The sequence below is a fragment of the Paeniglutamicibacter sp. GQ140 genome, from assembly GCF_059759235.1.
The window spans coordinates 231,984-250,213 of the sequence record NZ_JCAXDW010000002.1; the positions used below are offsets into that span (position 1 = coordinate 231,984).

Annotated in this window: 17 protein-coding genes; 5 read left to right on the forward strand and 12 right to left on the reverse strand. The window is 69.7% G+C overall.

Annotation, left to right across the window (positions count from 1 at the left end):
- Positions 1-38 precede the first annotated feature (38 nt).
- Both AC6CHY_RS03765 and AC6CHY_RS03770 read left to right on the forward strand, forming a co-directional pair.
- Positions 39-890 (forward strand): MetQ/NlpA family ABC transporter substrate-binding protein, encoded by an 852-nt coding sequence (locus AC6CHY_RS03765; RefSeq protein WP_217389082.1) that lies wholly within the window; start codon positions 39-41, stop codon positions 888-890.
- A gap of 148 nt (positions 891-1,038) precedes the next feature.
- Positions 1,039-1,485 (forward strand): GNAT family N-acetyltransferase, encoded by a 447-nt coding sequence (locus tag AC6CHY_RS03770; protein WP_336245097.1) that lies wholly within the window; start codon positions 1,039-1,041, stop codon positions 1,483-1,485.
- A gap of 117 nt (positions 1,486-1,602) precedes the next feature.
- Here the strand turns inward: AC6CHY_RS03770 and AC6CHY_RS03775 are convergent, their stop codons facing one another.
- The 9 genes from AC6CHY_RS03775 to hemE all read right to left on the reverse strand — a co-directional run bounded on the left by AC6CHY_RS03775 (position 1,603) and on the right by hemE (position 12,730).
- Positions 1,603-3,129 (reverse strand): APC family permease, encoded by a 1,527-nt coding sequence (locus AC6CHY_RS03775; RefSeq protein ID WP_498225548.1) that lies wholly within the window; start codon positions 3,127-3,129, stop codon positions 1,603-1,605.
- Positions 3,130-3,521: 392 nt separating this feature from the next.
- The gene (gene hemL, locus AC6CHY_RS03780) at positions 3,522-4,835 is read right to left on the reverse strand and encodes a glutamate-1-semialdehyde 2,1-aminomutase (RefSeq protein WP_217389080.1); all 1,314 of its coding nucleotides are present in this window, start codon (positions 4,833-4,835) and stop codon (positions 3,522-3,524) included.
- Positions 4,835-5,818, reverse strand: a complete 984-nt coding sequence (hemB, locus tag AC6CHY_RS03785) for a porphobilinogen synthase (RefSeq protein WP_217389079.1) — start codon at positions 5,816-5,818, stop codon at positions 4,835-4,837. Before hemB ends, hemL begins: the two co-directional genes overlap by 1 nt.
- Positions 5,819-5,902: 84 nt before the next feature.
- The gene (locus AC6CHY_RS03790; protein ID WP_498225550.1) at positions 5,903-6,763 is read right to left on the reverse strand and encodes a uroporphyrinogen-III synthase; all 861 of its coding nucleotides are present in this window, start codon (positions 6,761-6,763) and stop codon (positions 5,903-5,905) included.
- Positions 6,764-6,770: 7 nt separating this feature from the next.
- Positions 6,771-7,745 carry a hydroxymethylbilane synthase gene (gene hemC / locus AC6CHY_RS03795; protein WP_217389077.1) on the reverse strand — a complete coding sequence of 325 codons (975 nt, stop codon included), beginning with the start codon at positions 7,743-7,745 and terminating at the stop codon, positions 6,771-6,773.
- A complete protein-coding gene (locus AC6CHY_RS03800; RefSeq protein ID WP_498225552.1) occupies positions 7,742-8,947 on the reverse strand; it encodes a ferrochelatase in 1,206 nt (401 codons plus the stop codon). Before AC6CHY_RS03800 ends, hemC begins: the two co-directional genes overlap by 4 nt.
- Positions 8,944-9,657 carry a hydrogen peroxide-dependent heme synthase gene (gene hemQ, locus AC6CHY_RS03805; protein ID WP_498225554.1) on the reverse strand — a complete coding sequence of 238 codons (714 nt, stop codon included), beginning with the start codon at positions 9,655-9,657 and terminating at the stop codon, positions 8,944-8,946. Before hemQ ends, AC6CHY_RS03800 begins: the two co-directional genes overlap by 4 nt.
- A gap of 123 nt (positions 9,658-9,780) precedes the next feature.
- Positions 9,781-11,565: a protoporphyrinogen/coproporphyrinogen oxidase gene (locus AC6CHY_RS03810; protein ID WP_498225556.1), complete on the reverse strand. Its 1,785-nt coding sequence runs from the start codon at positions 11,563-11,565 to the stop codon at positions 9,781-9,783.
- Between the two features lie 94 nt (positions 11,566-11,659).
- Positions 11,660-12,730, reverse strand: coding sequence for a uroporphyrinogen decarboxylase (hemE, locus tag AC6CHY_RS03815; protein WP_217389074.1), 1,071 nt, complete (start codon positions 12,728-12,730; stop codon positions 11,660-11,662).
- A gap of 136 nt (positions 12,731-12,866) precedes the next feature.
- Here hemE and AC6CHY_RS03820 point away from each other — a divergent pair, with 136 nt between their 5' ends.
- On the forward strand, positions 12,867-14,240 hold the full coding sequence (locus AC6CHY_RS03820; protein WP_498225558.1) for a glutamyl-tRNA reductase: 1,374 nt from the start codon (positions 12,867-12,869) through the stop codon (positions 14,238-14,240).
- Positions 14,241-14,384: 144 nt separating this feature from the next.
- Here the strand turns inward: AC6CHY_RS03820 and moeB are convergent, their stop codons facing one another.
- The gene (gene moeB / locus AC6CHY_RS03825) at positions 14,385-15,608 is read right to left on the reverse strand and encodes a molybdopterin-synthase adenylyltransferase MoeB (RefSeq protein ID WP_498225560.1); all 1,224 of its coding nucleotides are present in this window, start codon (positions 15,606-15,608) and stop codon (positions 14,385-14,387) included.
- A 172-nt stretch (positions 15,609-15,780) separates the two neighbouring features.
- Between moeB and AC6CHY_RS03830 the strand changes: the two genes are divergently transcribed.
- Entirely contained in the window at positions 15,781-16,362 is a 582-nt protein-coding gene (locus AC6CHY_RS03830; protein ID WP_254456088.1) for a TetR/AcrR family transcriptional regulator, read from the forward strand.
- Between the two features lie 71 nt (positions 16,363-16,433).
- Positions 16,434-16,655: a DUF3107 domain-containing protein gene (locus AC6CHY_RS03835; protein WP_217389071.1), complete on the forward strand. Its 222-nt coding sequence runs from the start codon at positions 16,434-16,436 to the stop codon at positions 16,653-16,655.
- A 94-nt stretch (positions 16,656-16,749) separates the two neighbouring features.
- On the opposite strand, the gene AC6CHY_RS03840 is transcribed toward AC6CHY_RS03835, so the two are convergent.
- Positions 16,750-17,433 (reverse strand): 4a-hydroxytetrahydrobiopterin dehydratase, encoded by a 684-nt coding sequence (locus tag AC6CHY_RS03840; protein ID WP_498225562.1) that lies wholly within the window; start codon positions 17,431-17,433, stop codon positions 16,750-16,752.
- Positions 17,434-17,482: 49 nt separating this feature from the next.
- Complete coding sequence (locus tag AC6CHY_RS03845) at positions 17,483-18,163, reverse strand: ferritin-like fold-containing protein (RefSeq protein WP_217389069.1); 681 nt, start codon at positions 18,161-18,163, stop codon at positions 17,483-17,485.
- Positions 18,164-18,230: the final 67 nt, after the last annotated feature.

Genomic DNA, 18,230 nt, shown 5'->3' on the forward strand with positions numbered 1-18,230 from the left:
AACCGCAATCGGGTCCAGATGAAAAGGAAACGCAGCCCATGCGTAAGAAGCTCGCACTTGCCCTCACCGGCGCCGCAACCCTGTTCGCACTGACTGCTTGCGGTGGCGGTACTGCCGTCGCCCCCAGCGCGACGGCAACCCTCGACCCGGCCGCCCCGACGGTCGTCAAGGTCGGCGCCAGCCCGATCCCGCACGCCCAGATCCTCGAGTACATCGACGAGAACCTGGCCGCGAAGAACGGCATCGACCTGGACATCACCGAAATCGATGACTACCAGACGCCGAACATCGCCCTGGCCGACGGCACGCTGGACGCCAACTTCTTCCAGACCGAGGCCTACCTGGCGGACCAGATGGCCACCAAGGGCTACAAGTTCGAGCACGGCCCCGGCGTGCACATCGAGCCGCTGACCGCGTTCTCCACGAAGTTCAAGGAAGTCGCCGACGTCACCGAGGGCAGCCTCGTGGTGCTGAACAACGACCCGGTCAACCAGCTGCGCGGCCTGCGCGTGCTGGAGTCCGCCGGCCTGCTCAGCGGGCTCGTCGACGGCGATTCGGCACTCTCCGTGCAGGACGACGCCGCCAAGAACCCGAAGAAGCTGAAGTTCCAGGAAGTCAACTCGGAGCAGGTTCCGAAGTTCTACCAGGAAGACCCGACCGTGGGCATCGCCGTGGTGAACGGCAACTACATCGTGCAGGCCAAGCTGGACCCGAAGGAGATCCTCTTCCAGGAAGAGGCCGAGAACAACCCGAACGCCAACTTCCTGACCTGGCGTGCCGGCGAGCAGACCGCCGCCATCGCGAAGCTCGACGAGCTGCTGCGTTCGGACGAGGTCCGCGAATACGTCAAGACCACGTGGAAGGACGGCAGCGTTCTTCCTGCCTTCTAGGACACAACCGGTTCCCGCACGCGGCAACCGTCAAAAGGCGTCGTTCCACTCCCCGTAAGGGGAAGGGAACGGCGCCTTTTTGCACGCCGGGGCCCTCCCCCGCGGGCGGGATTTGCACGCCACCGGCACCATGTAATTGACTGTGGGCGTGCTGACGCCATTTACCCTCCGGGCCGCCACGGCATCCGACGCCCCGTGGATTGCCGAGCTGCGGGCCACCGTGCTGCGCGAAGACCTCGAGCGCCTCGGCCGCTTCGACCCCTTGCGCGTGCGCCGGAGATTCCTTGACGGCTTCGCTCCGGAACACACCTGGGTCATCCTGGCCGACGGCATCGAGGCGGGCAGCATCGCGCTTCGCCCGGGCCCCGGGAGCCAATGGATCGAGCACTTCTACATTGACCCGTCCCGGCAGGGCCGGGGTCTGGGCGGAGCGGTCCTGGGGCACGTCATGGGCCGGCAGGCGGATTCACGGGCCTTTCGCCTGAACGTGCTCGCCGGCAGCCCGGCGCAGCGGCTCTACCTGCGCCACGGCTTCACCGTCGAATCCGCGGACCCGGTGGACGTGTACATGGTGGCGCCGGGGCGCGGCGCCTGAGGATCCGGGCCGCCGGCACCTGCCCTGCCCACAAGAAAACCCACCGCCCTTTCCCCGTAGACAGGGGATGGGCGGTGGGTCACCTCGGCTGCTCCCTGCGGGAAGCCGGCCCGTGGACTACTTGCTGTCGACCAATTCGTTCCCGGTGCCGTCGATGATGGCGACCTGGGCGGCGAACTTCTCGTTGAGGCGCGAGTGCATGCGGCCGTAGGCGAAGTAGATGACGACGCCGACGATCAGCCACAGCACGAAGTAGATCCAGGTTTCCACGGCGAGGTTCAGCATCAGGTATGTGCACAGCAGGGCGGAAACGACCGGGATGACCGGGCCGAAGGGAACCCGGAAGGCGGGCTTCAGGTCCGGGCGCTTGCGGCGCAGCACGATGATGCCCAGGCTCACCATGACGAACGCGGAGAGCGTGCCGATGTTGATCATTTCCTCGAGCACGTCCACGCGGGTGAATCCGGCGGCCAGCGCCACCAGCGTGCCGCAGATGACCTGGATGCGCACCGGGGTGGAGCGCTTGGCGCTGGTCTTGGACAGCCCGTGCGGCAGCAGCCCGTCGCGGCTCATGGCCAGGACCACGCGCGAGAGGCCCATGAGCAGCACCATGACCACGGTGGTCAGGCCGATGAGCGAGCCCACGGCGATGACCGAGGCGGCGCCCTCGTTGCCCACCAGCGAGAACGCCGTGGCAAGGTTCGGGGTGTCGACGGTCGCCAGGTCCTTGTAGGACACCATGCCGGTCAGCGCCAGGGAGACGCCGATGTACAGCAGCGTGGTCAGCGCCAGTCCCGCGAAGATCCCGCGCGGCAGGGTCTTGCTGGGGTCCTTGACCTCCTCGGCGCTGGTGGCGACCACGTCGAACCCGACGAAGGCGAAGAAGACGAGCGCGGCGCCGGCGAAGACGCCCATCAGGCCATATTGCGCCGGAGCAGCCCCCGTGGCGAAGGCAAAGAGCGACTGCTTGAGCACCTCGGTGGTGCCGTTCCCGGTGGCGGGCACGGCCTCGGGGATGAACGGCGCGTAGTTCTCGGCCTTCACGTAGAAGAAGCCAACCACAATCACGAAGAGCACGACGGCGATCTTGATGACGGTGAAGACATTCGAGACGGTGGCCGAGAGCTTGGTGCCCAGGACCAGGAGGATCGTGAACAAGGCCACGATCAAGAAGGGCCCCCAGCTCATGGTGACGATGCCTAGTTCAATGGTGGGTGAGAGGTGTACTCCCACAAGCTGGAAGACTTCGGTGAGGTAGATTCCCCAGTATTTGGCGATCACTGCCGCAGCCGTGAACAACTCGAGGATCAGGTTCCAGCCGATGACCCAGGCCACGAATTCACCCATGGTGGCATAGCTGAACACGTAGGCCGACCCCGCGACGGGGATGGCCGTGGCGAACTCGGCGTAGCACATGATCGCCATGGCACAGGTCAGTGCGGCGATCACGAAGGAGAGGGTGACTGCGGGCCCGGAGAAGTCGGCGGCCGCGCGGGCGCCGACGGAGAAGATCCCCGCGCCGACGGCCACTGCCACGCCCATGATCATCAGGTCCCAGGTGTTCAGGGACCGCTTGAGCTGCCGACCAGGTTCCGCGGCATCGGCCAGGAAACTTTCCACGGGTTTGGTACGAAAAAGACTCACGGTTTTCCTCGGTGGCAATGAAACACGAAAACTAACCGGACAAGCCTAGCCGCGTTGACTAGGAGCCGCTGGGATTCGATCGCTCCGCGGCGCTCCCCCGGAGGCATGGATACGCGGTTACGAACGCCTCGGCACAGCCCGGAAACGCGCTCCTAAAAACGGCTTTGACGTGGCTGTTTCATTTCCCTGCCAGTTTCCCGCCATGTCCGGGGCACTGCCCGTCGGCGGCTCGGGGGCACGGGATGGCCAAGGCGGCGAAAGTGGCCTAGACCTCACCGATTTCCGCCTCCGGGAAGGATTTGGGCACCCAAAAACGTGAAAAACCCCCGATTATTGAAACGTCAAGCGATTGACGTGTCGATAATCGGGGGCATTCACCGTGCCCGGGTCACTCAGGCGGTGGGCACCGCCGAGGCTGCCGCGCGGGCGGCGGCCGGAAGTGCCGCGAAGATCTTCTCCATGGCCTCGTCGTCGTGGGCCGAGGAGAGGAACCAGGCCTCGAAGACGCTCGGCGGCAGGTAGATTCCCGACTCCAGCATCGAGTGGAAGAACGGCGCGTAGCGGTAGGCTTCCTGGGCCTGGGCCTGCGCGTAGTTGTGCACCCCGTGCTCCGAGGTCCCGAAGGCGACGGAGAACAGGTTGCCGGCGCGCTGGATCGAGTGGTCGACACCCGCCTCGTTCAGCGCGGAGGCCAGGGCGGCCTGCAGCTGCAGCGACTTCCCGTCGATGTGCGCGTAGACCTCGGCGGTGGCGTTGGTCAGCTGGGCGATGCCGGCGGCCATGGCCACCGGGTTGCCCGAGAGCGTGCCTGCCTGGTAGACCGGGCCCAGCGGGGCCAGGTAGTCCATGACCTCGGCGCGGCCGCCCAGCGCGGCGGTGGGCAGCCCGCCGCCGATGACCTTGCCGAAGGTGTAGAGGTCGGGGGTCCAGCCCTCGGTGCGGCCGGTGAGTCCCCAGTAGCCCGCATCCGAGGCGCGGAACCCGGTGAGCACCTCGTCGAGGATCAGCAGTGCGCCGTTGGCGGTGGTGGTCTCGGCCAGGAACTTGTTGAAGCCCTCTTCCGGGGTCACGACGCCCATGTTGCACGGGGCGGATTCGGTGATGACGGCGGCGATGTTCGCACCGTGTTCGGCGAACGCGGCGGTGACGGCCTCGCGGTCGTTGTAGGGCAGCACCAGGGTCTCGGCGGCGGTGGCGGCGGTGACGCCGGCGGATCCGGGCAGCGCCAGGGTGGCCAGGCCGGAGCCGGCTGCGGCCAGCAGGCCGTCGAGGTGGCCGTGGTAGCAGCCGGCGAACTTCACGATCAGGTCGCGGCCGGTGTAGCCGCGGGCCAGGCGCACCGCGGTCATGGTGGCCTCGGTCCCGGTGGAGACCATGCGCATGCGCTCGACCCCGCCGAAGCGGTCCATGACCAGGGCGGCGAGCTTGCCCTCATCCGGTGTCGAGGCGCCGAAGGACAGCCCGCGGTCCACGGCCGCGTGGACCGCGTCCTGGATGGCAGGGTGCGCGTGGCCCAGCAGCGCCGGGCCCCAGGAGCAGACCAGGTCGACGTAGGAGTTGCCGTCGGCGTCGTGCAGGTAGGCTCCCTTGGCGCCGACCATGAACGGGGGCACCCCGCCGACCGAGCCGAAGGCGCGGACCGGGGAATTCACCCCGCCGGGCATGAGCTTTTGGGCGGTGGCAAAGAGTTCGGCGGAGCTGGTCATTACTTTCCTTCTTTCAGCCACTGGGCGAGCTCGCTGGCCCAGTAGGTCAACACGGTGTCGGCTCCGGCGCGGCGGATGCCCAGCACGGATTCCTCGATGGCGGCGCGGCGGTCGATCCAGCCGTTGGCGGCGGCGGCCTCGATCATCGCGTACTCGCCACTGATCTGGTAGGCGGAGACAGGGACCGGGGACATCGCCGCGACGTCTGCAAGCACGTCCAGGTAGCTCATGGCCGGCTTGACCATGACCATGTCGGCGCCCTCGGCCAGGTCCAGCTCGACCTCGATCATCGCCTCGCGGCGGTTGGCGGCGTCCATCTGGTAGGTGCGGCGGTCCCCGGTGAGCTGGGAGTCCACGGCCTCGCGGAACGGGCCATAGAACGCACTGGCGTACTTGGCCGCGTAGGCAATGATGGACACGTCCCGGTGCCCGGCGGCGTCCAGGGCCTGGCGGATCACGGCGACCTGGCCGTCCATCATGCCGGAGGGGCCGAGCATGTGCGCTCCGGCCTCGGCCTGGGCGACCGCCATGCGTCCGTAGATCTCCAGCGTGGCGTCGTTGTCCACGTTGCCCTTCGCGTCGAGCACGCCGCAGTGGCCGTGGTCGGTGAACTCGTCCAGGCAGACATCGGACATGATGACCAGTTCGTCGCCGACCTCGGCGCGCACCGCCTCGATGCCGCGGTTCAGGATGCCGTGGGGGTCCGTCCCGGCGCTGCCGGTGGCGTCGCGGGTCTCCGGGATGCCGAAGAGCATGATGCCGCCCAGGCCCAGCTCGACGGCCTCGGAGGCCGCGGCCTTGAGCGTGTCCAGGGTGTGCTGCACGACCCCGGGCATCGAGGTGATTGGGTTGGGTTCAGTGAGTCCCTCGCGCACGAACGCGGGCAGGATCAGCTGCTGCGGGGCCAGCACGAGCTCTGCGGCAAGCCGGCGCATCGCGGGGGTGGTGCGCAGGCGGCGGGGCCTGCGGGCGGGGAATGACATTCTGGCTCCTTGTGAAGCTCGTGGCGGGGTGGTTCGAAGCGGGGAGATTGGGTGCGGCCGGGATGTCCGGCCGACACCCGGGGATCAGGTCGGCGGGCGGGGCGCGGCGCGCCGGGACTGCTCCCAGGCGTCGATGAGGCCCTCGGGGGTCGGGAAGGCGGCGGTGGCGGTGGGCTCGATGCCGCGGGCGCGCAGGCGGGCGGCGGTGCTGTCGCCGATTGCCACCAGCGCGAGGTGCGCGGCAGGTGCCGGGACCAGGTTTAGGAATTGGTCGACGGTGCTCGGGGACGGGAAGAAGACCGCATCCAGCCGACCGATGGCCCCGGGCAGCTGCTCCCGATCCAGCAGGTAGCTTCCCTCCGGCAGCCAGGGGTCCGGCGCCGCGGGGTGCAGGGCCCGGCCCGGATCGGCCGGGGCGGGCACGGTGCGGTAGGCGGTCACGACCTGTGCGGCCCAGCCGCGGGCGGCCAGCCCGTCGCGCAGGGTGGAGGAGGCGATGTCGGCCTGCGGCATGAACGCGCGCGCCGGCTTCCCGCTGCGCAGCCGTTCCCACTCGGCGAGCATGCCGCGGGCCGAGTGGTCGTGCGCCGGCATGAAGTCGACGGCGGCGCCCAGGCCCTGCACGGCGCGTGCGGTTGCCTCGCCGACCACCGCCACGAGCGTGGAGGCAGGGATGCGCAGCTCCACGCCCAGGGCGCGGGCGCGAAGCCCCAGCGCGGCCACGGTGTTCACCGAGGTGAGCACCAGCCAGTCGAACTCCCCGGCCAGCAGCCGCCGCAGGCCCCCGTCCAGCTCGGCGGTGTCGGCGGGCAGCTCGAAGTCGATGAGCCGGCACACGGCCGCGGACGCGCCGCGCCCGGCCAGCCGCGCCACCGTGTCCGCCGCCCGCGCGGGGTCGCGCAGCAGCAGGGCGGTGCGGCCGGCGAGCACTGAATCAGCTGACATCTTGCCCCTAGAGTCCCGCCAGGTCGGCCGCGCCCTCGCGCAGCAATTGCTCGGCCAGCGCCACGCCCAGGGCGCGGGCGCCGTCAAGGGTGAGCACCTGCGTGGTGGCCGAACGGCGCATGGTGTCCGATCCGTCGGGACTGCAGGCCACCGAGTCGAGCACCAGGGAGTCCTCGCGCACCGTGGCCAGCGCGCCGATGGGCGCCGCGCAGCCGGCCTCGAGGCGGGCCAGCAGCGCGCGCTCGGCGGTGACCGCCAGGCGCGTGTCCGAATCGTCCATGGTTTCCAGCGCCGCGTCCACCGACGGGTGCCCGGTGCCGCCCTCGCGGACCTCCACGGCCAGGGAACCCTGGCCGGGGGCCGGGAGCATGATCTCCGGGTCCAGGTATTCGGTGATGTGCGATTCCAGGCCCAGCCGCTCCAGGCCGGCGGCGGCCAGGATCACCGCGTCCAGGTCGCCCTGGGCGGTGCGCCCCACTCCCCCGTCGTCCTTCTGCGCCGGCGAGCCCTTGACCCGGCCCAGCCGGGTGCCGACGTTGCCGCGGATGTCCACGATCCGAAGGTCAGGGCGGAAGGCCAGCAGCTGCGCGGCGCGGCGCGGGGACCCGGTGCCCACGGTGGCGCCCTCGGGCAGTTCGGCCAGGAAGAGCCCGTCGCGGGCGCACAGCGCATCGCGCACGTCCGCGCGCAACGGGGTGGCGGCGATGACCAGGCCGTCGGGCTGCGTGGTCGGCAGGTCCTTGAGCGAGTGCACCGCCATGTCGCAGGTGCCCTCGTACAGCGCCTGGCGCAGGGCAGCGGCGAACACTCCGGTGCCGCCGAGCTGGGACAGCGGACCGGTGGTCACGTCGCCCTCGGTCTTCACCAGCACGGTGTCGAAGGGGACCTGGGCGATCTCGTGCAGCTGCGCCGCGACATGCCCGGTCTGCGTGGTGGCCAGCGCGGAGCCGCGGGTGCCGATGGTGAAGCGTTCCTTGCTCATGGTGCAGGCACCCCGACCTCGGAGTCGACGGCCGCGATGGTGGGCTTGGTGGTCCCGTCGCGCATCACCTTCACACAGCAGTTCGGGCGGCACACGTCGTACCAGGGGCCGAGCTCGGCCACCGAGGCGCGGCCCGGCTTCAGCGCGTTTCCATCACTGCCGGTCAGGCGCTCGGCCACCAGGTCGACCATGCCGGAGACGAAGTCGGCGTGGGTCCCGGGGGTCGGGGCGCGGTGGAAGGCAAGGCCGAGTTCCGCGCAGGTTTCCTTCGCCTCGGTGTCCAGGTCCCAGAGGACCTCCATGTGGTCCGAGACGAAGCCTATCGGCATCACCACGACCCCGGCGACGCCGGCGGCCTGGTAGTCGGTGAGCGCGTCGTTGATGTCCGGTTCCAGCCACGGCACGTGCGGGGCGCCGGAGCGCGACTGGAAGACCAGGGAGTGGGACAGGCCGGCGGCCTCGGGCACCCCGGCCAGGATCGCGTCGGCGACCGCCAGGTGCTGGGCCGAGTACAGGTCGGTGTCCAGCGTCGCGACCAGGTCGCGCGGGCCGGCGGCCTGCGCGTCGGAGGTGGGGATGGAGTGGGTGACGAAGACGATCTTGATCTCGCCCTCCGGCTTCCCGGCCGCGGCCAGCTGGGCCCGGACGTTGGCCAGCGAGCCGGCCAGGCCCTCCATGAACGGGTTCACGAACGCGGGGGTGTCGAAGTACTGGCGCACCTTGTCGACCTCCAGCTTGCCCTCCAGGCCGGTCTCGCGCAGCGCGACGCCCAGGTCCTCGCGGTACTGGCGGCAGGAGGAGTAGCCGGAGTACGCGCTGGTGGAGAGCATCAGCACCCTGCGGTGCCCCTCGGCATGGATCTGGGTGATCGTTTCCGCGATGTAAGGCGCCCAGTTGCGGTTGCCCCAGTAGACCGGCACGGCGATGCCGCGGGCGGCAAGCTCGGCCTCGAGGGCCGCCTTCAGCGCGCGGTTCTGCGCGTTGATCGGGGAAATGCCGCCGTTGGCCCGGTAGTGGGTGGCGACCTCCTCGAGGCGCTCGTCGGGGATGCCGCGGCCGGCAGTGACGTTGCGCAGGAACGGGATCACGTCGTCCTGGCCCTCGGGGCCGCCGAAGGAGGCCAGCAGGATCGCGTCGTAGGCCTTGGGCTCCATCACGCCGCTCTCGTCGTAGCCGGCGCGCGGATCAAAATCCTGGCTCATCGCAGGACCTCGGCGACCTCGGCGGTGGAGATGCGGCGGCCGGTGTAGAACGGGATTTCCTCGCGCACGTGGTTGCGTGCCTCGGTGTAGCGCAGGTGGCGCATCATGTCGACGAGGTCGATCATGTCCGGGGCCTCGAGGCAGATCTGCCATTCGTAGTCGCCGAAGGCGAAGGCGGCCACGGTGTTGGCCAGCACGCTCGGGAAGTCGCGGCCCAGGATGCCGTGGTCGCGCAGCATCTTGCCGCGTTCCGCCGGGTCCAGCAGGTACCAGTCGGTGGAGCGCACGAACGGGTAGACGGTCATCCAGGCCTCGGGGGCCACGCCGCGGGCGAAGGCCGGCGAGTGGTCCTTGGAGAACTCGGCCTCGCGGTGCACGGCCATGGTCGAGTACACGATGGAGGTCTCTGCGAAGAGGTAGGAGCGGCGGATCTTGCGCACCGCGGCCTGCAGGGACTCGGGCGTCGGGCCGTGGACCCAGGTCATCACGTCGGCGTCCTCGCGCATCGCGGAGACGTCGTAGGTGCCGCGCAGGGTCACGCCCTCGGCGGCGAGCTCGGAGATGAGTGCGTCAAACGCCTCGACGCCCTCGGTGCGGTCCAGGTCCGAGTCGCGCTTGAAGACGGTCCACAGGGTGTAGTACATGGTGGCGTCGGCACCCGCTGCTTCGCGGTCGCGGATGACGGGTGAGTTGGATTCCACTGCACTCATGGTTGGTTCTCCTGCTTTCTTTGCGGTACTTCGCGTGTGTGGGCGAAGCGGTTCTCGTATGTGAAACGAAAGTCTGTTGCGTGCCCGGGGCATCCGCGCTGGCGGGCCCCGGGGCGGGAATTCTCAGCTGGCGGTGATGCGCAGCCGTTTGCGGGTGTCCGCGACGACGGAGGCCAGTCCGGTGCCGGCCAGCCAGGCCCCGACCACGTCGAGGCCCGGGTGCGCGGAGGCGAGCTCGCGGATGGCCGCCACGCGCCGGGCATGGCCGGTGGTGGCGAAGGGCAGCGCGCCCGAATAGCGCACCACGTCGAAGCCCAGGATGTCCCCGGCGGTGACCTCGATTCCCAGCAGCACCGAGGCGTCCTTCAGTGCCGCGTTGCGCAGCGAGGCGTCGTCGGCGTTGACCAGGGCCGAGGCCACGTCGTTGAGCCGTCCGTAGGAGAGCCGCAGCACGTGGGACCCGGGGCCCGATTCGTCCCCCAGCCAGTGCCACTTGGCGGTCGCGTGGGTCAGCGCCTTGGCCCCGACGTCATCGACGGTGGGGGCGACCAGCAGGCCGGTGCCGCGCGGGGCGTCGTCGAGCTCGGGCTTGTCGATCACCAGGGTGACCAGGGAAATCCCGGCTCCCGGCGCCGGGCGGTGGGAGGCGAATGCCGCGTCGATCCCGCACAGCAGGTCAACGGCCGTTTCGCCGCCGGTGGCAACCACCAGGCGGTCGGCAACCAGCTCGCGCGGCTGTCCCGCCTCGGCGGCTGCCTCCTTGGCCAGCCGGCCATGGCGCTCGTGCCGCGATTCCTTCTCGTGCCTGGCTTCCTTCGAAACATCGGCTGCGGCCTGCGGGGCCAGTTCGATGCGGAAGCCGGTCCCGGCGGCGGGCGGCGCGATTCCCGCCACCTGGCTGTTGGCGTGCAGCTGCACGCCGGCGGCCTTGAGGTCCGCGACCAGGGCGGAGGTCAGGCGGTTCATGCCGCCGGAGAGCGAGGCGACGGCGGAGCCCGCCGGGGCCGCTGCGCGCATCGCGGCGACGGCGCGGGCCAGCGAGCCGTGCTTGAGCACCGAGGCGCGCAGCCCCGGGGCGATCGCGTCGACGTCGAGGGTGTCGGGGTCGGCCGAGTGCACCCCGGAGACCACCGGGGTGACCAGGTTCTCCAGCACCGCGGATCCCATGCGGGAACGAACCAGCGCGCCGAGGGACATTTCCCCCTCGAGGATCTTCTTGGAGACCGGGGTGATCAGGTCCGCTGCGGCACGCAGGGCGCCGGTACGCCCCACGGCGCGGCGCACCTCATCGGCCCACGGGTCCCCGGGGATGCCCAGGATGCCGGTGGCAGGAAGCGGCTGGGCGACGTTCTCGCCGCCGCGCCGCAGGTACAGCCAGGCGCCGCCGGGTTCGGGGGTGACGATGTCATCGCCCAGGCCCAGTTCGCGCAAAAGGTCCGCGACGGCGGTGGAACGGGTGGCGAAGGACTCCGCACCCGCATCCAGCACCAGCCCGGCGACCTCGTGGGCGCCTACGCAGCCGCCGAACACCGGCCCGGCCTCGTGCAGCTGGACGCGGTGGCCGCTGGCTGCCAGTTCGCGGGCAGCCACCAGCCCGGAAATCCCGCCGCCGATGACCAGCGCCAACGGGGCATCGGGAGCGGTGGCGGAGGGCTGCGGCGCCTCGGTGCCGCGGGCCCGGTGTAGCAGGCGCAGGGCGTGGGCGGCGGCATTCGAGGCGACCGGGGCGCGCTTGGCCTTGGCCGGCTCGGTGGCCGCCGCCTGGGTGGTGTCAGGTGCATGGTCCGTGGTCGGCGGCGTGGCGGCGGGAGACCCGTCGCCGGAGCCGTCCTGGCCACCCGAAATGGGCTGGGCAGGGGCTGCCTCGTTGGCCGAGCCGCGGCGTGGCTGCTCTTCGACGTGTGGCACCATCAACTCTTTTCCGGGAAAACGAAGGTGTTACTGGTGGGTCCGGGGTGCGCTGCGCGCACCGCACCCCGGCGGTACTGCTGGTGGTTCTAGCTTAACGCCCTGCCACGGGGATCGAGTGAATGAGCTCGACCACGCGGGTCAGGGTTTCCGGGTTGGTTTCCGGCGGCACGCCGTGGCCCAGGTTCGCCACGTGCGCCGGCGCGGTGTCACCGGCGGCGAGCACCTCGCGCACGTGGGCCTCGAGGACCTCCCAGGGTGCGGTCAGCAGGGCCGGGTCGATGTTGCCCTGCAGCGGGATGTCCCCGCCCAGGCGGCGGTTGGCCTCGTCCAGCGGCAGGCGGTAGTCAACGCCCATGACGTCGACGCCCACGTTGCGCATGGCCCCGAGCAGCTCGGAGGTGCCGGTGCCGAAGTGCACCAGCGGGACGCCGGTGTCGCGCACGAGGTCCAGGGCGCGGGCCGAGGCCGGTGCCACGAAGTTGGTGTAGTCGGCCAGCGAGAGCGAACCGGCCCAGGAGTCGAAGAGCTGGCCGGCGGAGGCGCCTGCCTCGATCTGGGCGCGCAGGAAGGCGCCCGAGGCGTCGGCGGCCCAGTTGGCCAGTTCCTCCCAGACGCCGGGCTCCGCGTGCATCATGGTGCGCGGGCCCATGTGGTCGCGGGACGGGCGCCCCTCGACCATGTAGGCGGCGACGGTGAACGGGGCGCCGGCGAAGCCGATCAGCGGGGTGTTGCCCAGCTGCTCCACGGTCATCGAGACGGCCTCGCGGATCGGGTCCAGGGCCGCGTCGTCCATCTTGGGCAGCGCGCGCACATCGGCGGCGGTGCGCACCGGGGTGCCCAGCACCGGGCCGACGCCCGGGACGATGTCCACGTCGATGCCCGCGAGCTTCAGCGGGATGACGATGTCGGAGAAGAAGATCCCGGCATCCACGTCGTGCCGGCGCACCGGCTGCAGGGTGATTTCCGAGGCCATCTCCGGGCGCAGGCAGGATTCGAGCATTTCGGTGCCCTCGCGCAGCTTGCGGTACTCGGGCAGCGAACGGCCGGCCTGGCGCATGAACCACACGGGTCTGCGGCTGGGCTTCTGGCCGCGGTAGGCGGAAATCAACGGGGAATTGGCGGTACGACCGTCCATCAGCGGGTGGTTCTGGCTCAACGTCATGGAATTGATTCTGCCAACATGTTGCGCCGAATCGTAATCCGCACGCCCCCAGCGAACACGCGGCATGCATTGGGACAGACGAACTGGTCACAACTGATGCTCTACGGCACGTAGAAGGGCTATCATGGGAGGCACTGTGGTTTTACTATCTCTCGTTGCCTCCCATTCAGACATCGACCTCGAGACCGTGGCAAAGATCAGTGCCGACGCCTCCCAGGTCGCTTCCGTCGTGCTCGCTTCGGCCAGCCCGGTCGCCGGCGCCATCACCCTGGCCACCTGCAACCGCTACGAAATCTATTGCGAAGTCCCGCAATCCGAGGACGTCGTTGCCGCCCGGTCGGAGGTGATCGCCCAGATCGCCGCCAGCACCGGACTGAGCCAGGACACCATCTCCACCGCGCTGGTTTCCAAGACCGAGACCGAGGTCATCGAGCACCTCTTCTCCGTCGGCGCCGGGCTCGACTCGGCCGTCATCGGGGAACGCGAGATCGCCGGCCAGGTCCGCCGCGCACTGAACGACGCACAGGCCGCGGGAACCGCCACCGGCTCGCTGGTCCGCCTCTTCCAGGCCGCCTCGCGCACCGCCAAGGACGTCGGCTCGCGCACCTCGCTGGGATCGCGCGGCCTTTCCGTCGTGTCCGTTGCCCTGGAGCTGGCCACCGACCTGAGCCGCGACCCGGACTGGGCCACCAAGAACATCGTCATCTTCGGCACCGGCGCCTACGCCGGGGCCACCATGTCGCTGCTGCGCGAACGCGCGGCCCACAACGTCTCGGTCTTCTCCGCTTCCGGACGCGCCGAGGCCTTCGTCGCCACCCGCGGAGGGACTGCCCTCGACGAGTCCACCCTTGAGGCGGCGCTCGAGCAGGCAGATGTCATCATCGGCTGTTCCGGCTCGGACCACCGGCTGATGGCCGCGGACATCGCGGCCCTGGACCGCGCCTCCCGCCCGCTGGTGGCCATCGACCTGGCGCTGACCCACGACTTCGACCCAGAGCTCGGTGCCGTGGACGGCGTGGAATTGATCAACCTGGAATCGGTGCGCATGGCCGCGCCCGAGGAGCAGGCGCAGTCGCTGCGCCAGGCCCGGAGCATCGTGCTCGATGCCGCCGAGGCCTTCGCCGCCGAACAGCGCGAGCGCGCCGCCGATGCCGCCATCGTGGCCCTGCGCAAGCACACCCAGCGGGTGCTGGAGACCGAGGTGGAGAAGGTCCGCGCCCAGCACGGCTGCACCGCCGCGGCCGAGGAAGTCGAATTCGCCATGCGCCGGATGATGCGCCAGCTGCTGCACGTGCCCACGGTCCGCGCCCGCGAGCTTGCCGCCGCCGGCCGCGCCGGGGAATACATCGACGCGCTGGAGACCCTCTACGGGCTCGAGGTCGAGGTGCCGAGCGCCCCGTCCGTGAAGAACGCCTCCCGCTGCCCCGTCACCGGGACTGCGTCGGGCGACCCGGCACCCGAGGCCGGGACCCCGTCCCCGTCGGCCGACCTGCAGCGCCTGGTCGGCTAGGCACAGGGAAATCGCGCGAAGGCGCCGCGGGCAGGCAGCAGGCCTGCCCGCGGCGCCTTTTTCGTGCCACCGCAGCCCCGGACCGCGGCCTCCCGCGGCGCCCAGGCAATCCGCACCCTTCGCTGCCCTGCGCGGCGGTTGACCTCAGTAGGCCGGAAGTGTCGGGTCCACGTCGCTGATCCAGTCCAGGATGCCGCCGGCCACGTGGCGCACCCGGGTGTAGTCGTGCCGCAGCAGGTGGCGCATCACCTCCGAGGAGCGTCCACCGGACTTGCAGTGCAGGATCAGCTCGCGGTCCCGCGGCAGCTCGATCTCGCCGGAGAGGATCGCCCCGCGCGGCGCCAAGATGGCCCCGGGGATCGAGACGATCTCCGCCTCCCCGCGTTCCCGCACGTCGATCAGCAGGAAGTCTTCCTCTCCCCGGGCCCGCGCCTCGAGCAGCTCGGCCAGCCGCGACGCCGGGATGCTGTGCCCGGCCGTGAGCCGCAGCCCGTCAGCGTCCAGTTGCGGCACCGCGCAGAAGTCGTCGTAGCTGGGCAGCAGCGCGGTGATCGGCTCCACCTCGGGGTCGGGGCGCAGCGAGACCTCGCGCCAGGTCATGTCCAGCGAATCCAGGATCAGCAGGCGGCCCAGCAGCGTGCGCCCCACCCCGGTGATCAGCTTGATCGCCTCGGCCACCATGACGGAACCGACCTGGGCGCAGAGCACCCCGAAGACCCCTCCCTCGGAGCAGGAGGGAACGGTGCCCGGAGGCGGCGGGGTCGGGTACAGGTCGCGGTAGTTCGGGCCGTAGGCGTCCCAAAAAACGCTGACCTGCCCGTCGAAGCGCAGGATCGATCCCCAGACATAGGGGATTCCGGCGAGCGCCGCGGCGTCGTTGACCAGGTAGCGGGTGGCGAAGTTGTCGGTGCCGTCCAGGACCACGTCGTACTCCCCGAAGAGCGCCACGGCGTTCTCGACGTCCAGCCGTTCGTTGTGCAGCCGCACGGTGACCAGCGGGTTCAGCTCGCGGACTCGCCGGGCCGCCGATTCGGTCTTCAGCTCCCCCACGGTGGCGGTGGAGTGGATGACCTGGCGCTGCAGGTTGCTCAGGTCCACCACGTCGTCGTCGATGATGCCCAGGGTCCCCACCCCGGCCGCGGCCAGGTAGAGCAGGGCCGGGGAGCCCAGTCCCCCCGCCCCGATGACCAGCACGCGGGCGTTCTTGAGCCGGCGCTGCCCGGCCATCCCGATCTCCGGGATGATGATTTGGCGCGAATAGCGCATCAATTCCTCGGGCAGCAGTTCGTCCCCCGGCGGCACGAGGGCCGGTGGCCGGCCCGGGGCGTCGTTCCGGTTCTGCGTCATGGGCTCGGTGCTGTGATCCATGTATTCACCATAGTGCTTGGGCGGCACGATGCGTCAGGTCCGGCATCCGTCGTTACCCAAGAGTAGACTTGTGCGAAATGTCGCCCGCTTTCGCCGGGCGGCCTGCTTTCGCGAAAGGGCCGACGTGACCATACCCCCAAGCCTCGGCGGCCGGCCCCAAAGGACGGCCCGGATGCCGCGCGCGGCCCGCCGTCGCCAGCTGCTCCAGGCGGCGCACCAGGTCTTTGTCGCCCACGGCTTCCACGGGGCCTCGATGGACGAGATCGCCGAGGTCGCCGAGGTGTCCAAGCCGGTGCTCTACCAGCACTTCCCGGGCAAGCGGGAGCTCTACGTCGCGTTGCTCGATACGCACATGGACGAGTTCAGCGAGCTGTTGAAGCAGGCGATCAACTCCACCGCCGACAACAAGCTGCGCGTGACTGCCACGATTCGCGCCTACTACGAGTACATCGCCAGGGATTCCCAGGGGTTCAGGCTGATCTTCGAGTCGGACCTGCTCAACGACGAGCAGATCGGCGGGCGCATCGAGGCGTTCAACGCGAACTTTGCCCGGCGCATTGCCGACGTCATCGCCGAGGACACCAAGCTTCCCCCGGCACAGGCCCTGCTCATGGGCCGCGCCATGGCCGGGATGGCCCAGGTCTCGGCCCGCTACTGGGTGGATATGGCCGACGAGGTGTCCATGGAAGAGGCCAGTGACTTGGTGTCGCGTTTAGCTTGGCGCGGAATCGGTCGATTCCCCAAGGAATCCTGACGTAAATTCGACAGTAGATGTAGGTCGGCGCCACCGGGCCCCGGCACATGCACCAAACCAGGAAGGCCGACATGGACGTTCGCATTGGAATTCAGAATGTTGCCCGCGAGATCGTAATCGAATCCGCAGAGAACGCGGAGGAGTTGGCCAAGCGCGTCTCCGACGCCTTGGCCGCCGGTGGGGAACTGCGCCTCACCGACACCAAGGGCCGCCTCATGCTCGTGCCTGTTTCGGGCATCGCGTATGTCGAGATCGGTGCCGAGGAAGCGCGCCGGGTGGGCTTCGCCCAGTAGGCGTATTTCGAGCGGTGGCCGAAGGGGGGACGGGAAACCGTCCCCCCTTCGGGCGCTTAAGACCCCCGGTCCGCCGCCGCGCAGCGGCCGGGGCCTAGTCGAGGGCGGGCGGATCCTGCCGTTGCTCGGTGCACAGGCAAACCCGGTTGCCGTCGGCGTCCGAGTAAATGGTCCAGCTCGGCTCGTGGGTCCTGTCCCCCATGCCGGCGCGCGGCTCCAGGGCGGCCCGGGCATGTTCCAGCCCGGAATGGGAAATGTGCTTGTCGAGGTGGATCCGGTTGGGGTTCGGCGTTGCCGTCTCCTGGAACCAGATCCGCGGGTTGCGCCCGTGCGGGTCGACAAGGTCCCCGTCGCGGCCCTTGCGGTATCCCATGACCTCGATCCAGAAGTCCTCCAGCCGCTCGGGGTCTTCCGTGTCGATGCCCAGGGACACGTCCTGGTGGCGCTCGGGCACGGCAACGGCCGGCGAGTCGGATGCCGCAAATTCCAGCAGCGTGGCCAGGGCGACGTCGCGCAGCGTGATTTCCCCGCCCACGTCGTGGGAGGTGGTGCTCAGGAAGATGGTGTTCCAGCGCCAGTCGACGTCCGGGTGGTGTCCCTGGCGCTCGGCGGCCTCGGCCACGATGGCCAGGAAGTCGATGGCCTCCCGCGAGTCCGGGAACTTCCAGGCGCACACCAGCGCGCCCTGGCGCTCGCGCCATGACGGCAGCTCCTTCAACGCCCTGGCGACCTCGTACGCGGTCAGGACACGGAGGGGTGAATCCTTCTCAAGGCCCATGGTTCTTCTCGTTTCTGTTCGTTCGGGGACAGCCGTCCCCGGTCACTTCTCAGGCGGTCATGCCCAGTTGGCGCATGCGCCGCGAGTGGTTTTCCACCAGCCGGGCAAAGAGCGCCGTCATTTCCTGTCCGCGGTCGTTGCGGCCCTCTGCCTGCAACGCACCCCAGAAGTCATAGGTCTCCCCGATCTCCCGCGCCTGGGTCAGCGCCTCCCCTAGCAATCGGCGGCCCCACAGGGCCAGGCGCGAGGCGCGCTCGGGATGGTCGGAAATCGCCAGCTGCAGCCGCTCGCGCAGCCACTCGGTGTTCGTTTGCGACGTCTTGACCTCCTCCACCAGCGTGCGCGCCTCCGGCTCCAGGCCGGAGGCGATCAGCGCGTAGAAGTCGGCGGCGACCCCGTCGATCACGTACGCCTTGGTCAGCGACTCGTACCAGTCCCCCGGCTTGGTCCGCCGGTGCATCTCGTCCAGCGACGCCATGAACGGCTCGATGACCTCCTGCGGGTCCAGCCCGCGCGCGGCAATCAATTCGCGCACCATTTCGAAGTGCCCGAACTCGGTCACGGCGAACCTGCCCAGGGTTTCGCGGTCGACCAGCGTCGGGGACAGGCGCGCGTCGGAGGACAGGTGTTCGAAGGCGGTGAGCTCCTGGTAGGCGATAAGCCCCAGCAGGGCCAGTTCCGCGTCCTGCGCGGCGGCCGCCGAACCAAAGGTCAAGGGTGATTTGGTCATGGCTTCAGCGTACTCGGGCACAACACACGCGGCACAACATCGTCCCGGCCCGCGCGTGGTGGTTATG